At 69.9% G+C, this 20,230-nt stretch carries 18 protein-coding genes and 2 tRNA genes; 10 read left to right on the top strand and 10 right to left on the bottom strand.

What is annotated here, in order from left to right; all coding sequences use genetic code 11:
- Positions 1–14 precede the first annotated feature (14 nt).
- The 4 genes from C5708_RS15020 to C5708_RS15035 all read left to right on the top strand — a co-directional run bounded on the left by C5708_RS15020 (position 15) and on the right by C5708_RS15035 (position 1,910).
- Entirely contained in the window at positions 15–482 is a 468-nt protein-coding gene (locus C5708_RS15020; protein WP_242922394.1) for a TIGR02300 family protein, read from the top strand.
- A gap of 125 nt (positions 483–607) precedes the next feature.
- Positions 608–683: transfer RNA gene (locus C5708_RS15025), tRNA-Ala, on the top strand.
- A 433-nt stretch (positions 684–1,116) separates the two neighbouring features.
- On the top strand, positions 1,117–1,542 hold the full coding sequence (locus tag C5708_RS15030) for an Hsp20 family protein (protein WP_242922396.1): 426 nt from the start codon (positions 1,117–1,119) through the stop codon (positions 1,540–1,542).
- Between the two features lie 134 nt (positions 1,543–1,676).
- Positions 1,677–1,910 carry a DUF1150 family protein gene (locus tag C5708_RS15035; RefSeq protein WP_242922504.1) on the top strand — a complete coding sequence of 78 codons (234 nt, stop codon included), beginning with the start codon at positions 1,677–1,679 and terminating at the stop codon, positions 1,908–1,910.
- A gap of 33 nt (positions 1,911–1,943) precedes the next feature.
- Here the strand turns inward: C5708_RS15035 and ptsN are convergent, their stop codons facing one another.
- The 3 genes from ptsN to rpoN form a co-directional block, all read right to left on the bottom strand.
- Positions 1,944–2,408 carry a PTS IIA-like nitrogen regulatory protein PtsN gene (gene ptsN / locus C5708_RS15040; RefSeq protein WP_242922398.1) on the bottom strand — a complete coding sequence of 155 codons (465 nt, stop codon included), beginning with the start codon at positions 2,406–2,408 and terminating at the stop codon, positions 1,944–1,946.
- Between the two features lie 61 nt (positions 2,409–2,469).
- A complete protein-coding gene (raiA, locus tag C5708_RS15045; RefSeq protein ID WP_242922400.1) occupies positions 2,470–3,090 on the bottom strand; it encodes a ribosome-associated translation inhibitor RaiA in 621 nt (206 codons plus the stop codon).
- Positions 3,091–3,176: 86 nt separating this feature from the next.
- Entirely contained in the window at positions 3,177–4,688 is a 1,512-nt protein-coding gene (gene rpoN / locus C5708_RS15050; RefSeq protein WP_242922402.1) for an RNA polymerase factor sigma-54, read from the bottom strand.
- Positions 4,689–4,844: 156 nt separating this feature from the next.
- Between rpoN and greA the strand changes: the two genes are divergently transcribed.
- On the top strand, positions 4,845–5,324 hold the full coding sequence (gene greA, locus C5708_RS15055; RefSeq protein ID WP_242922403.1) for a transcription elongation factor GreA: 480 nt from the start codon (positions 4,845–4,847) through the stop codon (positions 5,322–5,324).
- Here greA and lptB read toward each other — a convergent pair.
- The 4 genes from lptB to C5708_RS15075 form a co-directional block, all read right to left on the bottom strand.
- Positions 5,321–6,067 carry an LPS export ABC transporter ATP-binding protein gene (gene lptB, locus C5708_RS15060; protein ID WP_242922404.1) on the bottom strand — a complete coding sequence of 249 codons (747 nt, stop codon included), beginning with the start codon at positions 6,065–6,067 and terminating at the stop codon, positions 5,321–5,323. The genes greA and lptB overlap by 4 nt on opposite strands.
- A gap of 76 nt (positions 6,068–6,143) precedes the next feature.
- A complete protein-coding gene (locus C5708_RS15065) occupies positions 6,144–6,752 on the bottom strand; it encodes an LptA/OstA family protein (protein WP_242922405.1) in 609 nt (202 codons plus the stop codon).
- A 48-nt stretch (positions 6,753–6,800) separates the two neighbouring features.
- The gene (gene lptC, locus C5708_RS15070; RefSeq protein ID WP_242922406.1) at positions 6,801–7,436 is read right to left on the bottom strand and encodes an LPS export ABC transporter periplasmic protein LptC; all 636 of its coding nucleotides are present in this window, start codon (positions 7,434–7,436) and stop codon (positions 6,801–6,803) included.
- Positions 7,437–7,447: 11 nt separating this feature from the next.
- The gene (locus C5708_RS15075) at positions 7,448–8,062 is read right to left on the bottom strand and encodes a ribonuclease D (RefSeq protein ID WP_242922407.1); all 615 of its coding nucleotides are present in this window, start codon (positions 8,060–8,062) and stop codon (positions 7,448–7,450) included.
- Positions 8,063–8,470: 408 nt separating this feature from the next.
- Between C5708_RS15075 and C5708_RS15080 the strand changes: the two genes are divergently transcribed.
- A complete protein-coding gene (locus C5708_RS15080) occupies positions 8,471–8,863 on the top strand; it encodes a DUF1801 domain-containing protein (protein WP_242922408.1) in 393 nt (130 codons plus the stop codon).
- 142 nt (positions 8,864–9,005) lie between these two features.
- Here C5708_RS15080 and C5708_RS15085 read toward each other — a convergent pair.
- Positions 9,006–9,092 (bottom strand) — tRNA-Leu (locus C5708_RS15085).
- A 207-nt stretch (positions 9,093–9,299) separates the two neighbouring features.
- On the opposite strand from C5708_RS15085, the gene C5708_RS15090 reads away from it, so the two are divergent.
- On the top strand, positions 9,300–10,262 hold the full coding sequence (locus C5708_RS15090) for a complex I NDUFA9 subunit family protein (protein ID WP_242922410.1): 963 nt from the start codon (positions 9,300–9,302) through the stop codon (positions 10,260–10,262).
- 87 nt (positions 10,263–10,349) lie between these two features.
- Here C5708_RS15090 and C5708_RS15095 read toward each other — a convergent pair whose 3' ends face one another.
- Positions 10,350–11,156, bottom strand: a complete 807-nt coding sequence (locus tag C5708_RS15095) for an undecaprenyl-diphosphate phosphatase (protein ID WP_242922412.1) — start codon at positions 11,154–11,156, stop codon at positions 10,350–10,352.
- A 232-nt stretch (positions 11,157–11,388) separates the two neighbouring features.
- On the opposite strand from C5708_RS15095, the gene C5708_RS15100 reads away from it, so the two are divergent.
- The 3 genes from C5708_RS15100 to C5708_RS15110 all read left to right on the top strand — a co-directional run bounded on the left by C5708_RS15100 (position 11,389) and on the right by C5708_RS15110 (position 19,259).
- The gene (locus C5708_RS15100; RefSeq protein WP_242922414.1) at positions 11,389–12,828 is read left to right on the top strand and encodes an NAD(P)-dependent oxidoreductase; all 1,440 of its coding nucleotides are present in this window, start codon (positions 11,389–11,391) and stop codon (positions 12,826–12,828) included.
- A 14-nt stretch (positions 12,829–12,842) separates the two neighbouring features.
- A complete protein-coding gene (gene gltB, locus C5708_RS15105; protein WP_242922416.1) occupies positions 12,843–17,399 on the top strand; it encodes a glutamate synthase large subunit in 4,557 nt (1,518 codons plus the stop codon).
- Between the two features lie 288 nt (positions 17,400–17,687).
- Positions 17,688–19,259 (top strand): ATP-binding protein, encoded by a 1,572-nt coding sequence (locus C5708_RS15110; protein ID WP_242922418.1) that lies wholly within the window; start codon positions 17,688–17,690, stop codon positions 19,257–19,259.
- Here the strand turns inward: C5708_RS15110 and C5708_RS15115 are convergent.
- Positions 19,256–20,092 (bottom strand): hypothetical protein, encoded by an 837-nt coding sequence (locus C5708_RS15115; protein WP_242922420.1) that lies wholly within the window; start codon positions 20,090–20,092, stop codon positions 19,256–19,258. The two genes, C5708_RS15110 and C5708_RS15115, sit on opposite strands and share 4 nt — an antisense overlap.
- Positions 20,093–20,230: the final 138 nt, after the last annotated feature.

Here is a 20,230-nt window from a genome sequence, read left to right on the forward strand (position 1 = left end):
GAGGATATCTGCCCTTGGCCAATCCCGAATTGGGCGCGAAACAGATTTGCCCCAGCTGCTCCGCCAAGTTCTACGACCTGGGCAAGCGCCCGGCCGTCTGCCCCAAATGTGGAACCGAGTTCGATCCGGAAGAGGCGCTGCGCAGCCGCCGCGTCCGCGCTCGCTCCGTCACGCCTGACTACGAGGCGGAGGAGGAGAAGGAAAACAAGGTCGTCGACACCGACGGCTTTGAGGACGAGGCCGACGAGACCCCCGAGATCGACGAGGCCGCCGAGGCCGACGCCGGCGACGCCGGCGACGACGACGGCGACGCCGATCCGGGCGCGCCCGCCTCCGGCGACGACCTGGGCGTCGACTTCGCCGAGGAAGACGGCCTGGAAGAGGACAGCGAAGACGTTCCGTTCCTTGAGGACGAGGACGAAGACGAGTTCGGCGGCGAGGACATCGAGGGGCTTCCGAACGCCGACGACGAGGAGCGCTGAAAAAACTCCGCGTCACCCGAAAAAAATCTTCGGGGCGGGCTTGCAAGGCGGAAACGCTCAGCATAGGTTCCGCCGCCTCGCCGGGGGGTTCCACAAGACCCCTCCGGCCGGGACCCGAAGACCTCGGGGCTATAGCTCAGTTGGTAGAGCGCTTGAATGGCATTCAAGAGGTCAGCGGTTCGACTCCGCTTAGCTCCACCATAGGACCCTCGCCGTAAAACGGCGGGGGTCTTTCCTTATGGAAATCCGGCGTCGCGGCCCTCGCGCTGGCGATCCTGGGCGGCGTCCTCTCCCACAGGGTCTTTGAGCGCCCGGTCGCGCGGGCGCTGAAGACGACGCCCGCACGGCCGCTCGCCGTGGCGGCGGAACCACGGGAGGCCTCAGCCTCGTAAGCCAGCGACAACGGCAAGGGGAAAGGCAGGGGCGGCCGCCGGGCCCGTTCTCCGAGCCCCGGCGGATCGACGGCTTCCAGTCCGCCCCGGACGGCTGGCTTGGGGTTTTCCCCGATCCTTGGACCAGGAGCCGCTTGAAACGACATGGAGGCGTCGCCAAATACGTCGCGTGTCGATGAGGCCGGCGCCTGAAAGGGCTGGTCTCGTCGAACGAAGTCGCTTCACGCACGAGGGCTTCGCCTATGACCCGTACGATCCTGTTCGACAGCCCTTTTCTGCTGGGGTTCGAGCACACTCGCTCGCTGATCGAGCGGGCGGCCAAGGCCGCCTCCGAGAGCTATCCCCCCTACAATGTCGAGGACGTCGGCGAGAACCGCGTGCGGATCACCCTGGCGGTGGCCGGGTTCGCGCCCGACCAGCTGCACGTGACCATCGAGGACAACCAGCTCACCGTCGCCGGCCGGCGCGAGCCAGAGGCCGCCAACGGCGGCGACAAGGCCTATCTGCATCGCGGCATCGCCGCGCGCGGCTTCCTGCGCACCTTCGTCCTGGCCGACGGCATGGACGTGGAGAGCGCCACCCTTGAGCACGGCCTGCTGCATGTCGACGTGGTGCGGCCCGAACCCGAGAAGCAGGTCCGCCGCATCGCCATCCGCACGGCGGGCTGAGGTCCTCGCCGACGCCCCAGGGGCCGATCGAGACGGCGGCCCCGCATCCTTCCCCGTCCGTCTTCCGACGCCCCGCGACCGGCTGCAACAAGCGGTCCGTTGAGGCGTTCAATTTCTCAGAGGAGGTGGTCATGATGACGCCGCACCTGACAAACGAAGCCTTCGCCGCCCTGGGCGCGCCCGACCTGGTCTATGTGCGGCCCGTCACGGCCGCCGAGATCACGGCCCTGGGCGTCGATCTGGATCCGGATCAGATTCTTTACGCGGTCCACCGCGCCGACGGCGAACGCCTGGCGGTGATGGAAGACCGTGATTCGGCCATGGCCGCGGCCATCGCCCACGAACTGGCGCCCGTCTCGGTCCACTGAGGCGAAGAAGGGGGCGCCAGGCCCCGGCCGCGGTCAGGCGGCCGAGGGCTGGGCCTCGCGCGCCAGCAGGGCGTGGATGGCGTCGACGGCCCCGGCCTGACGCAGCTGCTCCCGGATCTCGGGTTTGCGCAGCAGGCGCGAGACGCGCGCCAGGGCGCGCAGATGCTCCGAGCCCGATTGCTCCGGCGCGAACAGGGCCAGCAGCAGGTCGACGGGCTGGTCGTCCATCGAATCGAAGGCGACCGGCGCCTCCAGCCGCACGAACACGGCCCGCATGCGGTCCAGGCCCGGCAGGCGGGCGTGCGGCACGGCCACGCCGAAGCCCACCCCCGTCGAGCCGGCCTCCTCGCGTTCGATGAGCGCGTCGAGAATCTCGGCGGGCTTCAAGTCGAAGCTGCGGGCGGCGATCTCGGCGATCACCGCCAGGGCCTGGCGCTTCGACGATGCGCTCACGCGCGGCGAGATAGCGCCGCGATCCAGCAAATCCCCGATGTCCATACGCTCAGTCGTGCTCCAACAACCCGCCAGCCTCCCAACAACTCGGTGAGGCGGCGGCGGCTCAGCCCTTATCGCGCCCGTTTGACGATTTTGTGCGTTCGGGATCGATCCAGCCGATATTTCCGTCGGTTCGGCGGTACACAACCGACAAGCCCCCGTGGGCGGCGTTCCTAAACACGATCGCCGGGGTTTCAGTCAAGTCCAGCTCCATCACCGCCATCGAAACGGTCATGGTCTTCAGCTCGGCCTCGGTCTCGGCGATGACCACCGCCGCGGGCGGAGTCGAGGGGTGTTCCTCGTCCGTGTCCCAATCCTCGGCGGAGACGTCCTCGGGCGCGCGCAGCACGTAGAAGGCCGCCGTCTCGGCCGCCTTGGCCGTCGCGGCGGAGGAATGGCTCTTGAGCCGCTGCTTGTAGCGCCGGACGCGCGTCTCGATCTTGGCCAGCGCGGCGTCGAAGGCGCCATGCGCGTCGCCGCCGAGGCCGTGGCTTTGCAGCTGCTGGCCCGAGGCGAGCTTGACCGAGCAATCGACCCGGAAGGCGTAGCCTTCGCGGCTGACCACGACGTCGGCGTCGCCGCCGCGTTCGAAATACTTGCCGATGCTTGTGGAGATTTCGTCGGCGACCCGCATTCGCAGGGCCTCCCCGACGTCGACATGCTTGCCGGAAACTTGGACTTGCATGAGGCCAGTGCAGACCCGGGCGACCCCGGTGTCAAGCCGGATGAATCAGGAGTCCACGCACGCTTTCTTGAACGCCCGGGATGGAACTAGGACGCCTCGCGCAGAATGCGCCGGCGCTCCACCGACGACGGAATCCGCATGGCCTCGCGGTATTTCGCCACGGTGCGCCGGGCGATGTCGACGCCGGCCTCCTTGAGGATCTCGACGATGCGGTCGTCGGACAGCACGCCCTCGGCGGCCCGTTCGGCGTCGATCAGGCCGCGGATGCGGTGGCGCACGCTCTCGGCCGACAGCGCTTCCCCGCCGACGCTCGACTGGATGGCGGCGGTGAAGAAGAACTTCATCTCGAACACGCCGCGCGGCGTGGCCAAGTGCTTGTTCGAGGTCACCCGGCTGACGGTCGATTCGTGCATGCCGATGGCGTCGGCGACGGTCTTGAGGTTCAGCGGCCGCAGGTGCTCGACCCCGAAGGCCAGGAAGCCGTCCTGCTGGCGCACGATCTCGCTGGCGACCTTGAGGATGGTCTTGGCCCGCTGGTCGAGGCTGCGCATCAGCCAGTTGGCGTCGGCCAGGCATTCGGAGACGAAGGTGCGGTCGGCCTCGCTGCGCGCGCCGCCGGCGATGCGGGCGTGGTAGCGCTGGTCGACCAGCAGGCGCGGCAGGGTGTCGGCGTTCAGCTCGACGTGCCACAGCCCGCCTGGCGCCTCGCGCACGAACACGTCGGGGATCACCGGCGCGGCGGGCTCGCCGCCGAAGGCCGCGCCGGGACGCGGGGTCAGGCCGCGCAGTTCGGCGATCATGTCCTTCAGGTCGTCCTCGTCGACGCCGCAGGCGCGGCGCAGGGCGGCCATGTCGCGCCGGGCCAGCAGGTCGAGGTTGTCGAGCAGGGCGGCCATGGCCGGATCGAGCCGGTCGCGCTCCCTGAGCTGCAGGGCCAGGCATTCGCGCACGTCGCGCGCCGCCACGCCGGTGGGCTCGAAGCCTTGCAGGCAGGCCAGCACCGTCTCGACCGCCGCCAGGGCGCAACCCAGCCGCTCGGCGGTCTCCTCCAGGTCGCAGCGCAGGTAGCCGCCCTCGTCGACGGCGTCGATCAGCACGGCGGCGATGGCCCGCTGAGTCTCGGGCAGGCCGGCGACGGCCAGCTGGTCGTGCAGGTGCTCGGCCAGGGTCTTCTCGCGCGCCATCTGGGCGTCCAGGCCCTCGCCGTCGGTGTCGAACGAGCCGCCGCGCCCGGCGCGCGACCAGTCGAGCTGGCCGCCGGCCTGCTGGGCGCCTTCGCCGGCGTCGCCGGTGGCCCGGTCGCCGGGCGAGGCGTCGGCGTAGACGTCGTCGTGGCGGGCGTCGAGGTCGGCGGCCGCGCCGGCCTCGTCGATTCGGTCGGCGGCCTCCTCCGCGGCCTCGGCGGGGCGGGCGCCCTCGGCGTCGGGTTCATGGTCGCGTTCGTCGCGTTGGAGCAGGGGATTGCGCTCGAGCTCGGCCTCGACATAGGCCTCCAGCTCGAGGTTCGACAGCTGCAGAAGCTTGATCGCCTGCTGCAGCTGCGGCGTGATGACAAGGCCCTGGCCCTGCCGGAGCTCTAATCGCGGACTGAGCGCCAATGCGCACCCCTGGCCTGAAACTTGCTTGCCAGCCTAAGGCCGTCAATGCCACCGAATGGTTAACGGGCGCTCAGGAATCCCCGGCGGCGGTTCGGGACGGGGCGCGGCGGGCCGTCCTGCGTTGAACGACCCCGTCCGACCGACTAGGTGATGGGGATGAGCGTCGCCTTCACCAAGGAACAGGACAGCGAAGCGGCCGCCGCCGACCTGCCGGACCGGCCGATATCGCCGCACCCCAATCTCGTCACGCCGAACGGGCTGGCGGCGCTGGACGCCGCCCTGGCCGAGGCGCGGGCGGCCTACGCCGCGGCGCAGGCCGGCGACGTGCAGGCCGACCGCACGGCGATGGCGCGGGCGACGCGGGACCTTCGCTATTACGCGGCCCGGCGGGCCAGCGCGCAGCGGGTCGAGCTGGATGAGAGCGTCCAGGCGGTGCAGTTCGGCGGAACGGTCACCTTCGACCGCGAGGACGGGCGGCGGCAGACCTTCCGCATCGTCGGCGAGGACGAGGCCGATCCGGCCAAGGGCGCGGTGTCCTACGTCTCGCCCCTGGCCCAGGCCCTGCTGGGCAAGGCCGTCGGCGATGTCGCCGCTCTGGCCGGGCGGGAGATCGAGGTCGTGGCCGTCGGGGTCTAGCTGAAGCGGTCGCCCAGATAGACGCGGCGCACTTCCGGGTCGGCGAGGATCTCGTCGGGGCGGCCCTCGAACAGCACCTCGCCCGCGTGGATGATCGAGGCGCGGTCGATGATGTCGAGGGTCTCGCGGACGTTGTGGTCGGTGATCAGGATGCCGATGCCCCGCCCCTTGAGATAGGCCACCACCTCGCGGATGTCGTTGATGGCGAGGGGGTCGATGCCGGCGAAGGGCTCGTCCAGCAGCATGAACGACGGTTCGCTGGCCAGGGCGCGGGCGATCTCGACGCGCCGCCGCTCGCCGCCGGACAGCGACACGGCGGGCGCCTTGCGCAGGTGCTCGATGCGCAGTTCCTCAAGCAGTTCGGTGACGGTGGCCCGGGCCTTGCGGCGGTCGCGCTCGCGCATCTCGACCACAGCCATGACGTTCTGCTCGACGGTCATGCCGCGGAAGATCGAGGCCTCCTGCGGCAGGTAGCCGACGCCCATGCGGGCGCGCTGGTACATCGGCTGGGCGGTGATGTTCTCGCCGTCCAGGTAGATCGCGCCGTAATCGACGGGGATCAGGCCGGTGACCATGTAGAAGCAGGTGGTCTTGCCCGCGCCGTTCGGCCCCAGCAGGCCGGCGACCTCGCCGCGCTCCAGGCGCAGGCTGACATTGTTGACGACGGCCCGCCCGCGGAACGACTTGCCGATGGATTCGACCACCAGGCCGGCGCCGACGTCGGCCTGCGTCCCGAAATTCATGAACTGCAACGTCAGGTCTCCGACGCGACGGAAAAGAACAGGGCGGCCCGGCGCGGCGCGCCGGCGCCCGCGAGGATCATTGCGGCTTGCTCGCCGGCTTGTCGGTCGGCTTGGCGGCGGGCTTGCCCGAGGCGTTGTCGTCCTTGGGGTAGAAGACGCCGCTCACCCGGTTGGGCTTGCCCCGGCCCTTGGCCGCGGCGTCCATGGTGCCGCTGCCGTCCTTGACGTGGATGACCATGCGGTCGCCCTTGACCACGTTCTGGTCCTGCACGGCGACGACGCCGCCGGTCATGACGATCTGGTCGTTGTCGGCGGTGTAGACGGCGTGGTCGCCGCGCACCCGGCGTTCGGGCGTGACGTAATAGACGTCGCCGTCGGCCTCCATGCGGTCGAGGTCGCCGCACTGCTGCTGGCCCGGCTGGCCGTTCGGGCCCGGCTTGGTCGGCGGACCCTTCTTGAAATAGACCTTGAGCACGGCCGAGCGCAGGCGGCTCTGGTCCTGCACCGCCTCGACCGCGCCGCGCCAAATGTTCAGGCACTGGCTCTGGGCCGCCTCGGTCTCGTCGCCGGTGACATGCACGGGGGACTTGCTCGAAGGCTGGAGCTGCGCCCAGGCGGTCTCGCCCAGCAGGCTGGTCGCGCTCAACAGTCCTGCAAGGGTCAAGGTGGCGGCTACGCGCTTCATTCGCTCGGGGTCCTTCGGCACGGCGCGGTCTCGCGCGCCAAGTCCTTCTTAGTCTCGTTTGATAACGCCGTGAACATTGCCGCGAAAGATGATGCGGTCGCCCTTGTCGTACACGGTGTAGGTGTCGCCCTGGATCTGGCCGCGCGGGCCGTCGCCGGCGATCGGCGCGTCGCCGGTGATGATGCCGGTGTTGGTGTCGACGGTGGCCTTCTCGGTCTTGAAGGTGGTGCCGTCGGCGTGGACGAACACGACGTTGGTGTCCAGGTGCATGATCTTGTCGTCCTCACGGTAGATGCCGTGATCGGCGGTGATCCTGGTCTGGTTCGGGGCGTTTATGTTCATGTTCATGGTCGGGTGGTCGAGCGCGATCCGTTGCAGGTCGTGCTCGTCGCGCACCGCCGCGCGGGCCCCCATCACATAGGGCTGGCCGCTGGTGTTGCGGCCGTAGAACAGCGGCGTCAGCATGCGCAGCGCCACCGGACCGCTGGGGGCCTCGACCGGCCGGCCGACGGTGGACTTGTACAGCACCCAGCCCCCCAGCGCCGCCAGGATGGCCAGGATCACCACCGGCAGCAGCACCCGGAAGACGTGGATCATCGTCGAGCGGGCCCGCCAGCGGGCCATGCCGCGGCGTCGACGCGCGGCGTCGGGGGGCAGGGCTTGAGCGGATGGGGCGGCGGTCATGGGACCGGACCTCAGGAATGAGCGAAGATGTCGACGTCCTCCCAGCCCGCCAGGTCGAGCTTGGCGCGCCAGGGCAGGAAGTCGAAGCAGGCCTGGGCCAGGTCCGTGCGGCCCTCGCGGGCCAGCATGGCGTCGAGCCTGGCCTTGAGGGCGTGCAGGTTCAGCACGTCCGAGGCGGCGTAGGTCAATTGTTCGGGGCTGAGCGCGGCCTGGCCCCAGTCCGAACTCTGCTGGGCCTTGGACATGTCGACGCCGAGCAACTCCTTGGTCACGTCCTTGAGGCCGTGGCGGTCGGTGTAGGTGCGCGCCAGCTTCGAGGCGATCTTGGTGCAGTAGACCGGCGCGGTGGTCACGCCCAGGTGCAGGGCGAACATGGCGATGTCGAAGCGGCCGAAGTGGAAGATCTTCAGCACCTTCGGATCGGTCAGCAGGCGCTTGAGGTTCGGGGCGTCGTAGGCCGGCCGGTCGAGCTGGACCACGTGGGCGTCGCCGTCGCCGCTCGACAACTGGACCACGCACAGCGGGTCGCGGCCCAGGCGCAGGCCCATGGTCTCGGAATCGATCGCCACGGTCGGGCCCAGGTCCAGACCGTCGGGAAGGTCGCCTTTGTGCAGGTGGATCGCCAAACGAGGCTCCAGAGTTAGCGGCGGCCGCCCATGCTGTCACCGATTCCGGCCTTCCGCCATCGCGGTTTCGGCCTGTCGTCGAAGGAGGGCGGCGACCAGGGAAGGACCGGGTCCATCCTGGCGACCAATTGATTTCGTTGAGGCTTTTCGGCCTGGCGTGTGTCTTGCGCAGTCCCCGGAGGTGCTCTCAGGGGGCTGCGTCGGGCGCTTATTTAGTCGCTCTGCTCTGGGGCGACAACAGGGCGGCGGCCGTAGCCGGTTCGGCGAGGCGAGCCTGCTGCGCCGCAGCCACACCGTCTTGATGGCTCGCGGGTTTTGGGGCTCCTTGCCCGGGCGGCGCCAGATCGGGCGACCAGCCCGGCCGCGGGGGTTCCGACGGGGCCGGAAGAGAAGGCATGGAGGCCTGCATTGAAGAAGAGCGCAGCGTCCGGAGACGAGGCCCCGTCCCGGCTGATCGACGCCAGGATCGCCGAGCTGGGCGACTGGCGGGGCGAGGCGCTCGCCCATGTCCGCGCCTTGATCGCCCAGGCGGTCCCGGACGTGGTCGAGGAGTGGAAGTGGAGCGTGCCGGTGTGGTCCCGCGACGGGCTGATCTGCACCGGCGAGGCCTACAAGAGCGCCGTGAAGCTGACCTTCCCCAAGGGGGCGGCGCTGGAGGACCCGTCGGGCCTGTTCAACGCCAGCCTGGAAGGCGGCGTGAGGCGGGCCATCGACATCCGCCAGGGCGACAGGATGGACGAGGCGGCGTTCATCGCCCTCATCCGCGCCGCCGCCGCGCTCAACGAAGCGAAGACGCGATGAAGAGAAGACGCGATAGGCGGGACGGCGAGCGTCCGACCGCGAGCGGGCCCGAAGGCGGCCCCGGCCCGGTGCGACGTTCTTAAGGTCGATGAGAAGCCGCAAGGCCTCGCGAGGCCCGCAATTGCACCACCTTGGTAAGGGGTGGTGCCCAGGAGAGGACTCGAACCTCCACGGCCGTTAAGCCACTGGCACCTGAAGCCAGCGCGTCTACCAATTCCGCCACCTGGGCCCAATCCGTCTTGCCGGATCGGCGAGGCGCGCTGATTAGGGCGCCGCTTCCCGGCAGTCAACAAGGATGTGACGACTTTCCGCCGATTGCGAAGACGGGCGTGGTCGTCTATCCCCCTGGCCTGTTCGCCAGGGCCTTGCCGGCGCGATGGAAACGCCTTCCTCCGCCGGCCCGATCCCGACCCTGGCCTGAGACTGCGAGGACGCCATGCAAGGGCTGGTTACGGTTTTCGGCGGATCCGGCTTCATCGGAAGCCAGGTTGTCCGCGCTCTGGCCAAGCAGGGGCTGCGCATCCGCGTCGCCGTCCGCCAGCCCGGCCGGGGCTACAAGCTGCGCATGCTCGGCGACGTCGGCCAGATCGAGGTGGTCCAGGCCAACATCCGCGTTCCGGGCTCCATCCGCCGCGCGCTGGAAGGGGCCGAGGCGGTGGTCAACCTTGTCGGCGTGCTGCACGAGGCCGGCCGCCAGAAGTTCCAGAGCGTCCACGTCATGGGCGCGCGCAACATCGCCGAGGCGGCGGCCGAGCGCGGGATCGCCCGCTTCGTCCAGGTCTCGGCCCTGGGGGCGGACGCCGAGTCCGCCTCGAAATACGCCCGCACCAAGGCCGCCGCCGAATCGGTGGTGCGCGCCCTCGTGCCCACGGCGACGATGGTCCGCCCCTCGGTGGTGTTCGGCCAGGGCGACGGCTTCTTCAACCGCTTCGCCGCGATGGCGGCGATGGCGCCGGCGTTGCCGCTGATCGGCGGGGGCGAGACGCGCTTCCAGCCGGTGTTCGTCGGCGACGTGGCGGCGGCGGTGGCCCGCTGCGTGGTCGACCCGCAGACCGCCGGCCGGGTCTATGAGCTCGGCGGCCCGGCGGTCTACAGCTTCCGCGAAATCCTCGAACTGGTGCTCAAGGAGACCCATCGCGACCGCGTGCTGCTGCCGCTGCCGTTCCCGGCGGCGAGCCTCCTCGGATCGGTGGTCGAACTGGCCGGCGTGCTGATCGCGCCGCCCCTGACCGCCGACCAGGTCGAGCTGCTCAAGACCGACAACGTCGTCTCGGCCGGCGCGGCCGGGCTGGCCGAGTTGGGCGTGCAGGCGACCGCCGTCGAGCCGATCCTGCCGACCTATCTCTATCGCTACCGCAAGGGCGGCCAGTTCGCCGAGGCCATCGCCGCCGAAGCCTGAGCGGCCTTCGCCAAGCTGGAAATGCAAGAGCCCGCCGGAAGCGATCCCGGCGGGTTTTTTCATGTCGGCCGCGGCTATGCGCTGGCGCTAGCGCCCGGTCAGGGCCAGGGCGATCAGGCCGCCGGCGCCGATGACGATGCGCCACCAGGCGAACGGGGCGAAGCCGCGCTTGGCGACGAAGTCGAGCAGGGCCCGCACCACCACCAGCCCTGACAGGAACGCCACCACGAAGCCGACGGCGATCAGCCCGCCGTGGTGCAGGTCGAGGTTGTGGCGGTTCTTGAACAGGTCGTAGGCGAAGGCGCCGGCCATGGTCGGCATGGCCAGGAAGAAGCTGAACTCCGCCGCCGAGCGCTTGTCGGCTTTGAGCAGCAGCGCCCCGACGATGGTCGCGCCCGAGCGCGACACGCCGGGGATCATCGCCAGGCACTGGAAGAAGCCGATGCCCAGCGAGGTCAGCAGCGGATAGCGCATGGCGTCGTCGTGCGTGGGCTTGGGCGGCCAGCGGTCGAGCGCCAGCAGGACCAGGCCGCCGAGGATCAGCGACCAGCAGATCAGCTTGGGGCTTTCGAAGAACACGCCCTTGATGATGTCGTGCAGGGCGACGCCCAGGACCACGGCGGGCAGGAAGGCGACCAGCACGCTCAGCACGAAATGCCGGGCGCGCGGATCGTGGCCCAGGCGGGTCGCCACCAGCCACAGCCTTTGGAAATAGAGCAGCACCACGGCCAGGATGGCCCCGAGCTGGATCAGCACGATGAAGGTGTCCCAGCCGGCGTCGGTGAGGCCGAGGGCGTCCTTGGCCAGGATCAGGTGGCCGGTCGAGGAGACCGGGATGAACTCCGTCAGGCCCTCGATCAGGCCCAGGATCACCGCAATCAGCCAGTCGTTCATCTGTGCTCTCCACGCCGCCTCGCCCGAGTGCGCCCGTTACGGTAAATGAGAAGTTTATCCATAAAGTGGACCATATTCCCGCATGGTTCGCTCGGCCCAGGGCGGCTTCACGCGGATTTGCCTGAAAAGTGGTCTAATAATGGGACTAAAGGGTTTTCATTGCCAAACGGCCTCCATAATAGCCCGTCGCCGCAAAGAATTTCCCTCAAGTCGTCGAAGGAAGGCCCCGGCCATGGCCGAGCGCATGTTGAAGTTCACCACCGTCGACCGCGCCACGCCGCAGAAGCGTGAGGCGGAGACGCGCAATCGCGACTTCCACGAGATCTACGCCGACTACATCGACGCCAAGGCGGCCGAACAGGCCTCGCGCTGCTCGCAATGCGGCGTGCCGTTCTGTCAGACCCACTGTCCGCTGCATAACAACATCCCCGACTGGCTGCGGCTGACCGCCGCCGGCCGGCTGCAGGAAGCCTACGACATCTCGCAGGCGACCAACTCCATGCCCGAGATCTGCGGCCGCATCTGCCCGCAGGACCGCCTGTGCGAGGGTTCCTGCGTCATCGAGCAGTCGGGCCACGGCACCGTGACCATCGGCGCGGTCGAACGCTACCTGACCGACCGGGCCTGGGAGGAGGGCTGGGTGCAGCCCCTGCGCGCCGGCGCCGAGCGCCCGCAATCCGTGGGGATCGTCGGCGCCGGCCCCGCCGGCCTGGCCGCCGCCGAGCGGCTGCGCGAGCGCGGCTATCAGGTCACCGTCTACGACCGCCACGACCGCGCCGGCGGCCTGCTGATCTACGGCATTCCCGGCTTCAAGCTGGAGAAGGACGTGGTCGAGCGCCGCACCGCGCGCCTGGCCGAGGGCGGCGTTCAGTTCCGCCTGGGCTTCGAGGTCGGCCGCGACGCCGGCCTGGCCGACCTGCGGGCCCGGCACGACGCCGTGCTGATCGCCACCGGGGTCTACAAGGCCCGCGACCTGTCCGCGCCCGGCGTCGGCTCCGCCGGCGTGGTGGCCGCGCTCGACTATCTCATCGCCTCCAACCGGGCCGGCCTCGGCGACGGGGACGCCGACCCGGCGCTCTACGCCGAGGACAAGGACGTGGTGGTGGTCGGCGGCGGCGACACCGCCATGGACTGCGTGCGCACCGCCATCCGCCAGGGCGCGCGCTCGGTCACCTGCCTCTATCGCCGCGACAAGGCCAACATGCCCGGCTCGATGCGCGAGGTCGCCAACGCCGAGGAGGAGGGCGTGGTGTTCGAATGGCTGGCCGCGCCGCGCGCGGTGCTGGGCGACGCCGCCGGCGTCGCCGGCGTGCGCGCCGTCCGCATGCGCCTGGGCCCGCCCGACAGCTCCGGCCGCCAGACCCCGGAGGAGATCGAGGGCGGCGATTTCGACCTGCCGGCCCAACTGGTCGTCAAGGCCCTGGGTTTCGATCCGGAGGACCTGCCGACCCTGTTCGGGGCCGAAGACCTGAAGGTCTCGCGCTGGGGCACGGTGCGGGCCGACTTCAAGACCCAGATGACCTCGCTCGACGGGGTGTTCGCCGCCGGCGACATCGTCCGCGGCGCCTCGCTGGTGGTCTGGGCCATCCGCGACGGCCGCGACGCCGCCGACGCCATCGACCGCTACATCCAGGCCCAGGCCGGCGCGTCCGCCGCCCTGGCCGCCGAATAGGCAGGGAGCCCGCCATGTCCGCCGACGGCGCTCAACATCCGCAAACCGCCCAATACCTGGCCGACCGTCAGCGCCTGATCGAGGCCAATGGCGGCTATGACATCACCGCCCAGCACGACGCCTGCGGCGTCGGCCTGGTCTGCGCCATCGACGGCGCCCCCCGCCGCGAAGTGGTCGAATTGGCGATCAAGGCGCTGAAGGCGGTCTGGCACCGCGGCGCGGTCGACGCCGACGGCAAGACCGGCGACGGGGCCGGCATCCTGGTCTCGGTGCCGCAGGACTTCTTCGCCGATCAGGTCCGGCGCACCGGCCACGAACTGCGCCCCGGCCCGGTCGCCGTCGGCCAGATCTTCCTGCCGCGCACCGACCTGGGCGCCCAGGAAATGGCCCGGACCATCGTCGAAAGCGAGGTGCTGCGCTTCGGCTTCTATATCTATGGCTGGCGCCAGGTGCCGGTCGACACCTCGGTGATCGGCGAGAAGGCTAACGCCGCCCGGCCCGAGATCGAGCAGATCATGCTGGCCCCGCCGGCCGGCCTCGACGGCGAGGCGCTGGAGCGGGCCCTGTTCCTGTGCCGCAAGCGCATCGAAAAGCGCGTCGCCCAGGCCAATCTGGCCGGCGGCTTCTATGTCTGCTCGCTGTCGGCGCGCTCGCTGATCTACAAGGGCATGTTCCTCGCCGAGCATATCGACGAGTTCTATCCCGACCTGCGCGACGCCCGTTTCGCGGCGGCGGTGGCGATCTTCCACCAGCGTTACTCGACCAACACCTTCCCCGAATGGCGGCTGGCCCAGCCGTTCCGGATGCTGGCCCACAACGGCGAGATCAACACGCTGAAGGGCAACGTCAACTGGATGAAGAGCCACGAGATCAAGATGGCGGCCGACGCCTTCGGCGATTTCGGGGACGACGTGAAGCCGGTGATCCAGCCGGGTGGCTCGGACTCGGCCGCGCTCGACAACACCTTCGAGGTGCTGGTCCGCGCCGGCCGCGACGCGCCGATGGCCAAGACCCTGCTGATGCCCGAGGCCTGGAACGGCAAGAGCGAGATGAAGGCCTCGCACAAGGCGCTCTATTCCTACTCCAACGCCGTGATGGAGCCGTGGGACGGCCCGGCGGCGGTGTGCGCCACCGACGGCCGCTGGGTGGTGGCCGGCAAGGACCGCAACGGCCTGCGCCCGCTGCGCGTGGCCTATACCGACGACGGCCTGGTGATCATGGGCTCGGAGGCCGGCATGTGCGGCGTCGCCGACGAGCGCATCACCGCCAAGACCCACATCTCCGCCGGCCGGATGATCGCCGTCGACCTGGTCGAGGGCCGCCTCTACGGCGAGGAGGAGATCATCGACGAACTGGCCGACCGCCATCCCTATACGGACTGGCTCGGCAACATGGTCGACCTGGAGGCCGAGATCGGGCCGGGGCCCGAGCCGCGCCGTTTCGGCCGCGAGGAGCTGATCCGCCGCCAGGTGGCCGCCGGCATGAGCCTGGAGGACCTGGAGCTGGTGCTCGCGCCGATGGTCGAGGACGGCAAGGAGGCCATCGGCTCGATGGGCGACGACGCGCCGCTGGCGGTGCTGTCGGAAAAGTACCGGCCGCTCAGCCACTTCTTCCGTCAGAACTTCAGCCAGGTGACCAACCCGCCGATCGACCCCTTGCGGGAGACCGGCGTCATGAGCCTGAAGACCCGGTTCAAGAACCTCGGCAACATCCTGGCCCAGGACGAGGCCCAGACCGATGTCTACGTGCTGGAAAGCCCGGTGCTGACCACCGGGATGTACGAGCGCATCCAGGGCTATATCGGCGCCAAGAACCTGGCGGTCATCGACTGCACCATGCCGATCCCGGCGCCGGAGGCCCGCCCCGGCGACGCCCTGCGCGCCAATCTCGACCGCATCCGCGCCGAGGCCGAGGACGCCGTGCTGCGCGGCTGCGCCACCATCGTCCTCACCGACGAAGGCTCGGGCCCCGACCGCGTCGGCCTGCCGATGATCCTCGCCACCGGCGGGGTGCACAGCTGGCTGGTGCAGAAGGGCCTGCGTTCGTACATCTCGATCATCGTCCGTTCGGCCGAATGTCTGGATACGCACTATTTCGCGGTGCTGGTCGGCGTCGGGGCGACGGCGGTCAACGCCTATCTGGCCCAGGAGGGTTTCCAGGACCGTCTGGAGCGCGGCCTGTGCGGCGACCTGACCCTCCGCGACGTGTGCATCAACTTCAAGACCGCCGTCGAGGGCGGCCTTTTGAAGATCATCTCCAAGATGGGCATCAGCGTCATCTCGTCCTATCGCGGCGGCCATAACTTCGAGGCGCTCGGCCTGTCGCGCGCCCTGGTCGCCGAGTTCTTCCCCGGCATGCCCTCGCGCATCTCGGGCATCGGCCTGGCCGGCCTGGAGAAGAAGGCGGTCGAGGTCCACCGCAAGGCCTGGGACGCGGCGGCGATCAGCCTGCCGATGGGCGGCTTCTACAAGGCGCGCCGTTCGGGCGAGGCCCACGCCTTCGAGGCGCGGCTGATCCACACGCTGCAGCACGCCTGCGACAGCGGCGACTACGCCGTCTACAAGCGCTGGTCCGAGGGCATGCGCGGCCAGGGGCCGATCCAGATCCGCGACCTGCTCGACTGGAGCCCGGCCCACGGCGAGGTGCCGCTGGACGACGTCGAGAGCGTCAACGAGATCCGCAAGCGCTTCGTCACCCCGGGCATGAGCCTGGGGGCGCTGGGGCCGGAAGCCCACGGGGTGCTCAACATCGCCATGAACCGCATCGGGGCCAAGTCGGTCTCGGGCGAGGGCGGCGAGGACTCGGCGCGCTACAAGCCGCTGCCCAACGGCGACAACCCCAACTCGGCCATCAAGCAGGTGGCCTCGGGCCGGTTCGGCGTCACCGCCGAATATCTGAACCAGTGCCGCGAGCTGGAGATCAAGGTCGCCCAGGGCGCCAAGCCCGGCGAGGGCGGCCAGTTGCCCGGCTTCAAGGTCACCGAGATGATCGCCCGGCTGCGCCACGCCACCCCCGGCGTGATGCTGATCAGCCCGCCGCCGCACCACGACATCTATTCGATCGAGGACCTGGCCCAGCTCATCTACGACCTCAAGCAGATCAATCCCGATGCGCGGGTGACGGTGAAGCTGGTGTCGATGACCGGCATCGGCGCCATCGCCGCCGGCGTGGCCAAGGCCAAGGCGGACGTCATCCTGATCTCGGGCCACGTCGGCGGCACGGGCGCCTCGCCGCAGACCTCGATCAAGTACGCCGGCGGTCCCTGGGAGATGGGGCTGTCTGAAGCCAACCAGGTGCTGACGCTCAACAACCTGCGCCACTTCGTCCGCTTGCGGACGGACGGGGGCATCCGCACCGGCCGTGACGTGGTGATCGCCGCCATGCTGGGCGCCGAGGAGTTCGGCATCGGCACGGCCAGCCTGATCGCCATGGGCTGCATCATGGTGCGCCAGTGCCATTCCAACACCTGTCCGGTGGGGGTCTGCACCCAGGACGAGGCCCTGCGGGCCAAGTTCACCGGCTCGCCGGAGAAGGTCATCAACCTGTTCAGCTTCATCGCCGAAGAGGTGCGCGAGATCCTGGCTTCGCTGGGCTTCAGGCGGCTGCAGGACATCGTCGGCCGCACCGACCTGCTGGCCCAGGTCAGCCGGGGCGCCGAACACCTCGACGACCTCGACCTCAACCCGCTGCTGGTCAAGGCCGACCCGGGGGCGAACGCGCCCTACTGCACGATCGAGGGCCGCAACGAGGTGCCCGACACCCTCGACGCCCAGATCGTCCGCGACGCCGCGCCCCTGCTCGAGCGCGGCGAGAAGATGCAGCTGACCTACACCGTGCGGAACACCGCCCGGGCCATCGGTTCGCGCATCTCCAGCCACATCGTGCGCAAGTACAATCTGCGCGGCCTGCCGTCGGGCCACCTGACCGTGCAGCTCAAGGGCTCGGCCGGCCAGAGCCTGGGCGCCTTCGCCGTGCAGGGCCTGCGCATCGAGCTGACCGGCGAGGCCAACGACTATGTCGGCAAGGGGCTGTCGGGGGCGACCATCGCCGTCCGGCCGGCACCCTATCTGGCGATGTCGCAGGCCAACGCCATCCTCGGCAACACCTGCCTCTACGGGGCGACGTCGGGCCGGCTGTTCGCCGCCGGCCAGGCGGCCGAGCGTTTCGCCGTGCGCAACTCGGGCGCGGTGACGGTGGTCGAGGGCTGCGGCGCGAACGGCTGCGAATACATGACCGGCGGCATGGCGGTGATCCTGGGCCCCACCGGCGACAACTTCGCCGCCGGCATGACCGGCGGCATGGCCTTCGTGCTCGACATGCACGGCCGGTTCGAGACCCGGGTCAACCGCGACAGCGTCCTGGTCGACCGGCTGCGCTCGCCCTACTGGGAGGGCATGCTCCGTTCACTGATCGGCGAGCACGCCCGCGAGACTGGCTCGTCGTTCGCCGCCGACCTGCTGCGCGACTGGGACCGGACGCGGGCGTTCTTCTGGCAGGTGTGCCCCAAGGAGATGGTCGGTCGGCTCAGCCACCCGCTGGCGGTCGAGGGCCCGGTTCCCGAACGCGCCTGACGGCGGCGAGGGGGCGCCGGCCGTCGCGCCGGCGCCCCCTCGCGCTGAAATTGTCCTTTTGAGCCATTTTTCGCGTCTGGCGACGGCTGCATTTATTCGCGGTTAAGTCATGGCCAGCAAGTTTCGCCAACCGGTGGAGTAATGCGGTTGGTTCAGAGTGACGCTTCAATGTCGTGGACGAATATCGTCCGCTTTCGCCGACGTGACGCGCTAATTATTGTTCCATTGACCATCGTCGCCGCGTTCGGCGCAGGGATCTGGCTTAGCCCTTCCTATGCGATTGCCTGGTTGGTCCTGGCCCTGGCCCTGATCGGCGTCAGCCAGTGCCTCTGCTGGGCCATAGAGGCGTTCAAGCTGACCGGTCGGGGGGGCGAACGGGCGCTGGCCCTGTTCAGCTTCGCCTATACCGGTCTCTACTGCCTGCTGCCCCTGGCCCTGGTGGTCCGTGGGGATCGGACCGCCATGCTCGGCGGCATGGCGATGTTCGGCTGCGTGGCCATCAGCTGCACGGGCGAGTTCGTCATATCGCGTCTGATCGGCGGCGCCTGCCTGGCGGCGACCTTCGCGGCGACGGCCGTCGCCGCCGTGCTGGCCCTGGCCGGCTCGCCTCTTCCCCATGCCCTCCTGGCGGTCCTCGCCGTCGCCGCCTTCTTCGCCTATGTCGCCCACTACGGGGCGGCGCGCGTCAGCAGCGACCGGCGCATGCGCGAGGCGCTGGGCGAGGCCGCCCGCAAGGAGGCGCAGGCCGAGGCCGCCCAGGCCGCCAAGAGCATCTTCCTGGCGACCATGACCCATGAGATCCGCACCCCGCTCAACGGCGTGTTCGGCATGACCCAGGCCATGGAGGCGGACGAGCTGTCCGGCGTCCAGCGCGAGCGGCTGGCGGTGATCCGGCGGTCGGGCGAGACCCTGACCGGCATGCTGGACGAGGTGCTCGACCTGGCCAATATGGACGCCGGCCGGCTGGAGATCGCCGCCGCGCCCTTCGACCTGGAGACGGCGGTCGAAGCCGCCTGCGCGCCGTTCGCGGCCCAGGCCGAGGCCAAGGGCGTGGCCTTCGCCGTAACGATCGCCGGCGAGGCCAAGGGGGTCTATCGCGGCGACGTCCGCCGCCTGACCCAGATGATCCGGCACTTGGCGTCCAACGCCGTCCGGTTCACCGAGGCCGGCCGCATCGACGTGCGCGCCCGCCTGGCTGGCGGCCTGGAGATCGCCGTCGCCGACACCGGGCCGGGCGTGCCGGTTGAAGAGATCGACCGCCTGTTCGCGCCCTTCGTCCAGCTCGACGCGTCGAGCACGCGCCGTCACGGCGGCCTGGGGCTGGGCCTCGCCATCTGCCGGCGCCTCTGCGCCCTGATGGGCGGCGAGATCGTCGCCGACAGCCGGCCCGGAACCGGCTCGACCTTCCGCCTGGTCCTGCCCCTGGCGCGGATCGCCTCGCCACCGCCGGCTTCGTCCGGACCGGCCGTCCCCTTGCCCGGGGCGCTGCGGGTGCTGGCAGCGGAGGACAATCCGGTCAACCAGCTGGTGCTGCGCACCCTGCTGCGGCAGGTCGGGATCGAGCCGCTGATCGTCGACGACGGGGCCCAGGTGGTCGAGGCCTGGGCGCGACAGGGCTGGGACGTGGTGCTGATGGATCTTCAGATGCCGGTGATGGACGGGCTGGCCGCCACCCGGGCGATCCGGGCCCGCGAGACGGCGGCAGGGCTGCGGCGCACGCCGGTGATCGGCCTGACCGCCAACATCCTGCCCCATCAGGTCGACCAGATGGCCGCCGCCGGCATGGACGACCATGTCGGCAAGCCGATCGACGTCGCCCGGCTGTTCGCCGCGCTGAACGGGCTGGACGGAACGCCCTAGTTCGGCGACGGGTCGGACGGCGGCTGTTCCACCGCCTTGGCGCCCTCCATCTGCCGGATGCTCTCGGCCGTGCGGCTCATCGGCGTCTGCGAGATGGTCACCAGGCCCGACCGCGGCTGGTCGAGGTCGATGATCAGGGTGATCGACAGGGCCAGCAGCACGAACAGCGTGGTCGAGGCGACGAAATGCCGCCGCCGCGCCCGCGCCAGGCCGTAGCCCATCAGCGCGGCGGCGACCACGGCGTAGGCCGCCAGGGTGCGCAGGATGGCGGCGGGCACCCGCGCGTCCAGGGCGGCGCGTCGGGCCGAGGCGATGTCGAAGGCCTCGTTCATGGCCTGGAGCAGAGACGGGTTGATCGTCGCGGCCGGCGCGGCCCGCACCGCGCGGGCCGTCTCGGCCCATATCCTGGCCTGCAGGGCGCCGGTGCGGGCGTCGGCGTCGGCGATGGCGGCCTTGTTTTCGCCGGCGGTGAAGAAGTCCTCGCGGGCCTTGATGTAGCTGCCGAACAGGCCGCTCAGCCGCCCCCGGGCGGGCTCGTCCAGCAGCTGGGCCCGCAGATAGGCGGTCGAGATCGCGTTGGCTTCCGCGACGACCAGATGGCGACGGGCGTTGTAGCGGTCGGCCGACATCGACACGGTGAAGGCGATCAGCAGGCCCAGCAGGGCGAGGGTCGCCGACAGAAGGTAGCCGACGCCGGCCTCGTCCTTGCCGTCGTCCCGGTCGGTGAACCGTCCGAACAGGCTATGGCAGCGATAGCCCAGCTCCTCCGCCGCCAGGAGGACCAGGGTCATGACCAGCGCGATCAGCCAGAGGGGCGTGGTTTCAAGGCGCATTCGAACGGGCTCCGCGAGACGTCGCTGCCGGCGAGCTTAGGCGAGCCGCCCGCCGGCGCCAGCCCGCGGCGCCGGCGAAATGGGCGCCGGGCGCATCGAAGCACAGGGACGCGGCATCCTGTCGCAGCATTACGAAAC

This window comes from Caulobacter sp. CCUG 60055 (assembly GCF_022750545.1).
GTDB lineage: Bacteria > Pseudomonadota > Alphaproteobacteria > Caulobacterales > Caulobacteraceae > PUIC01.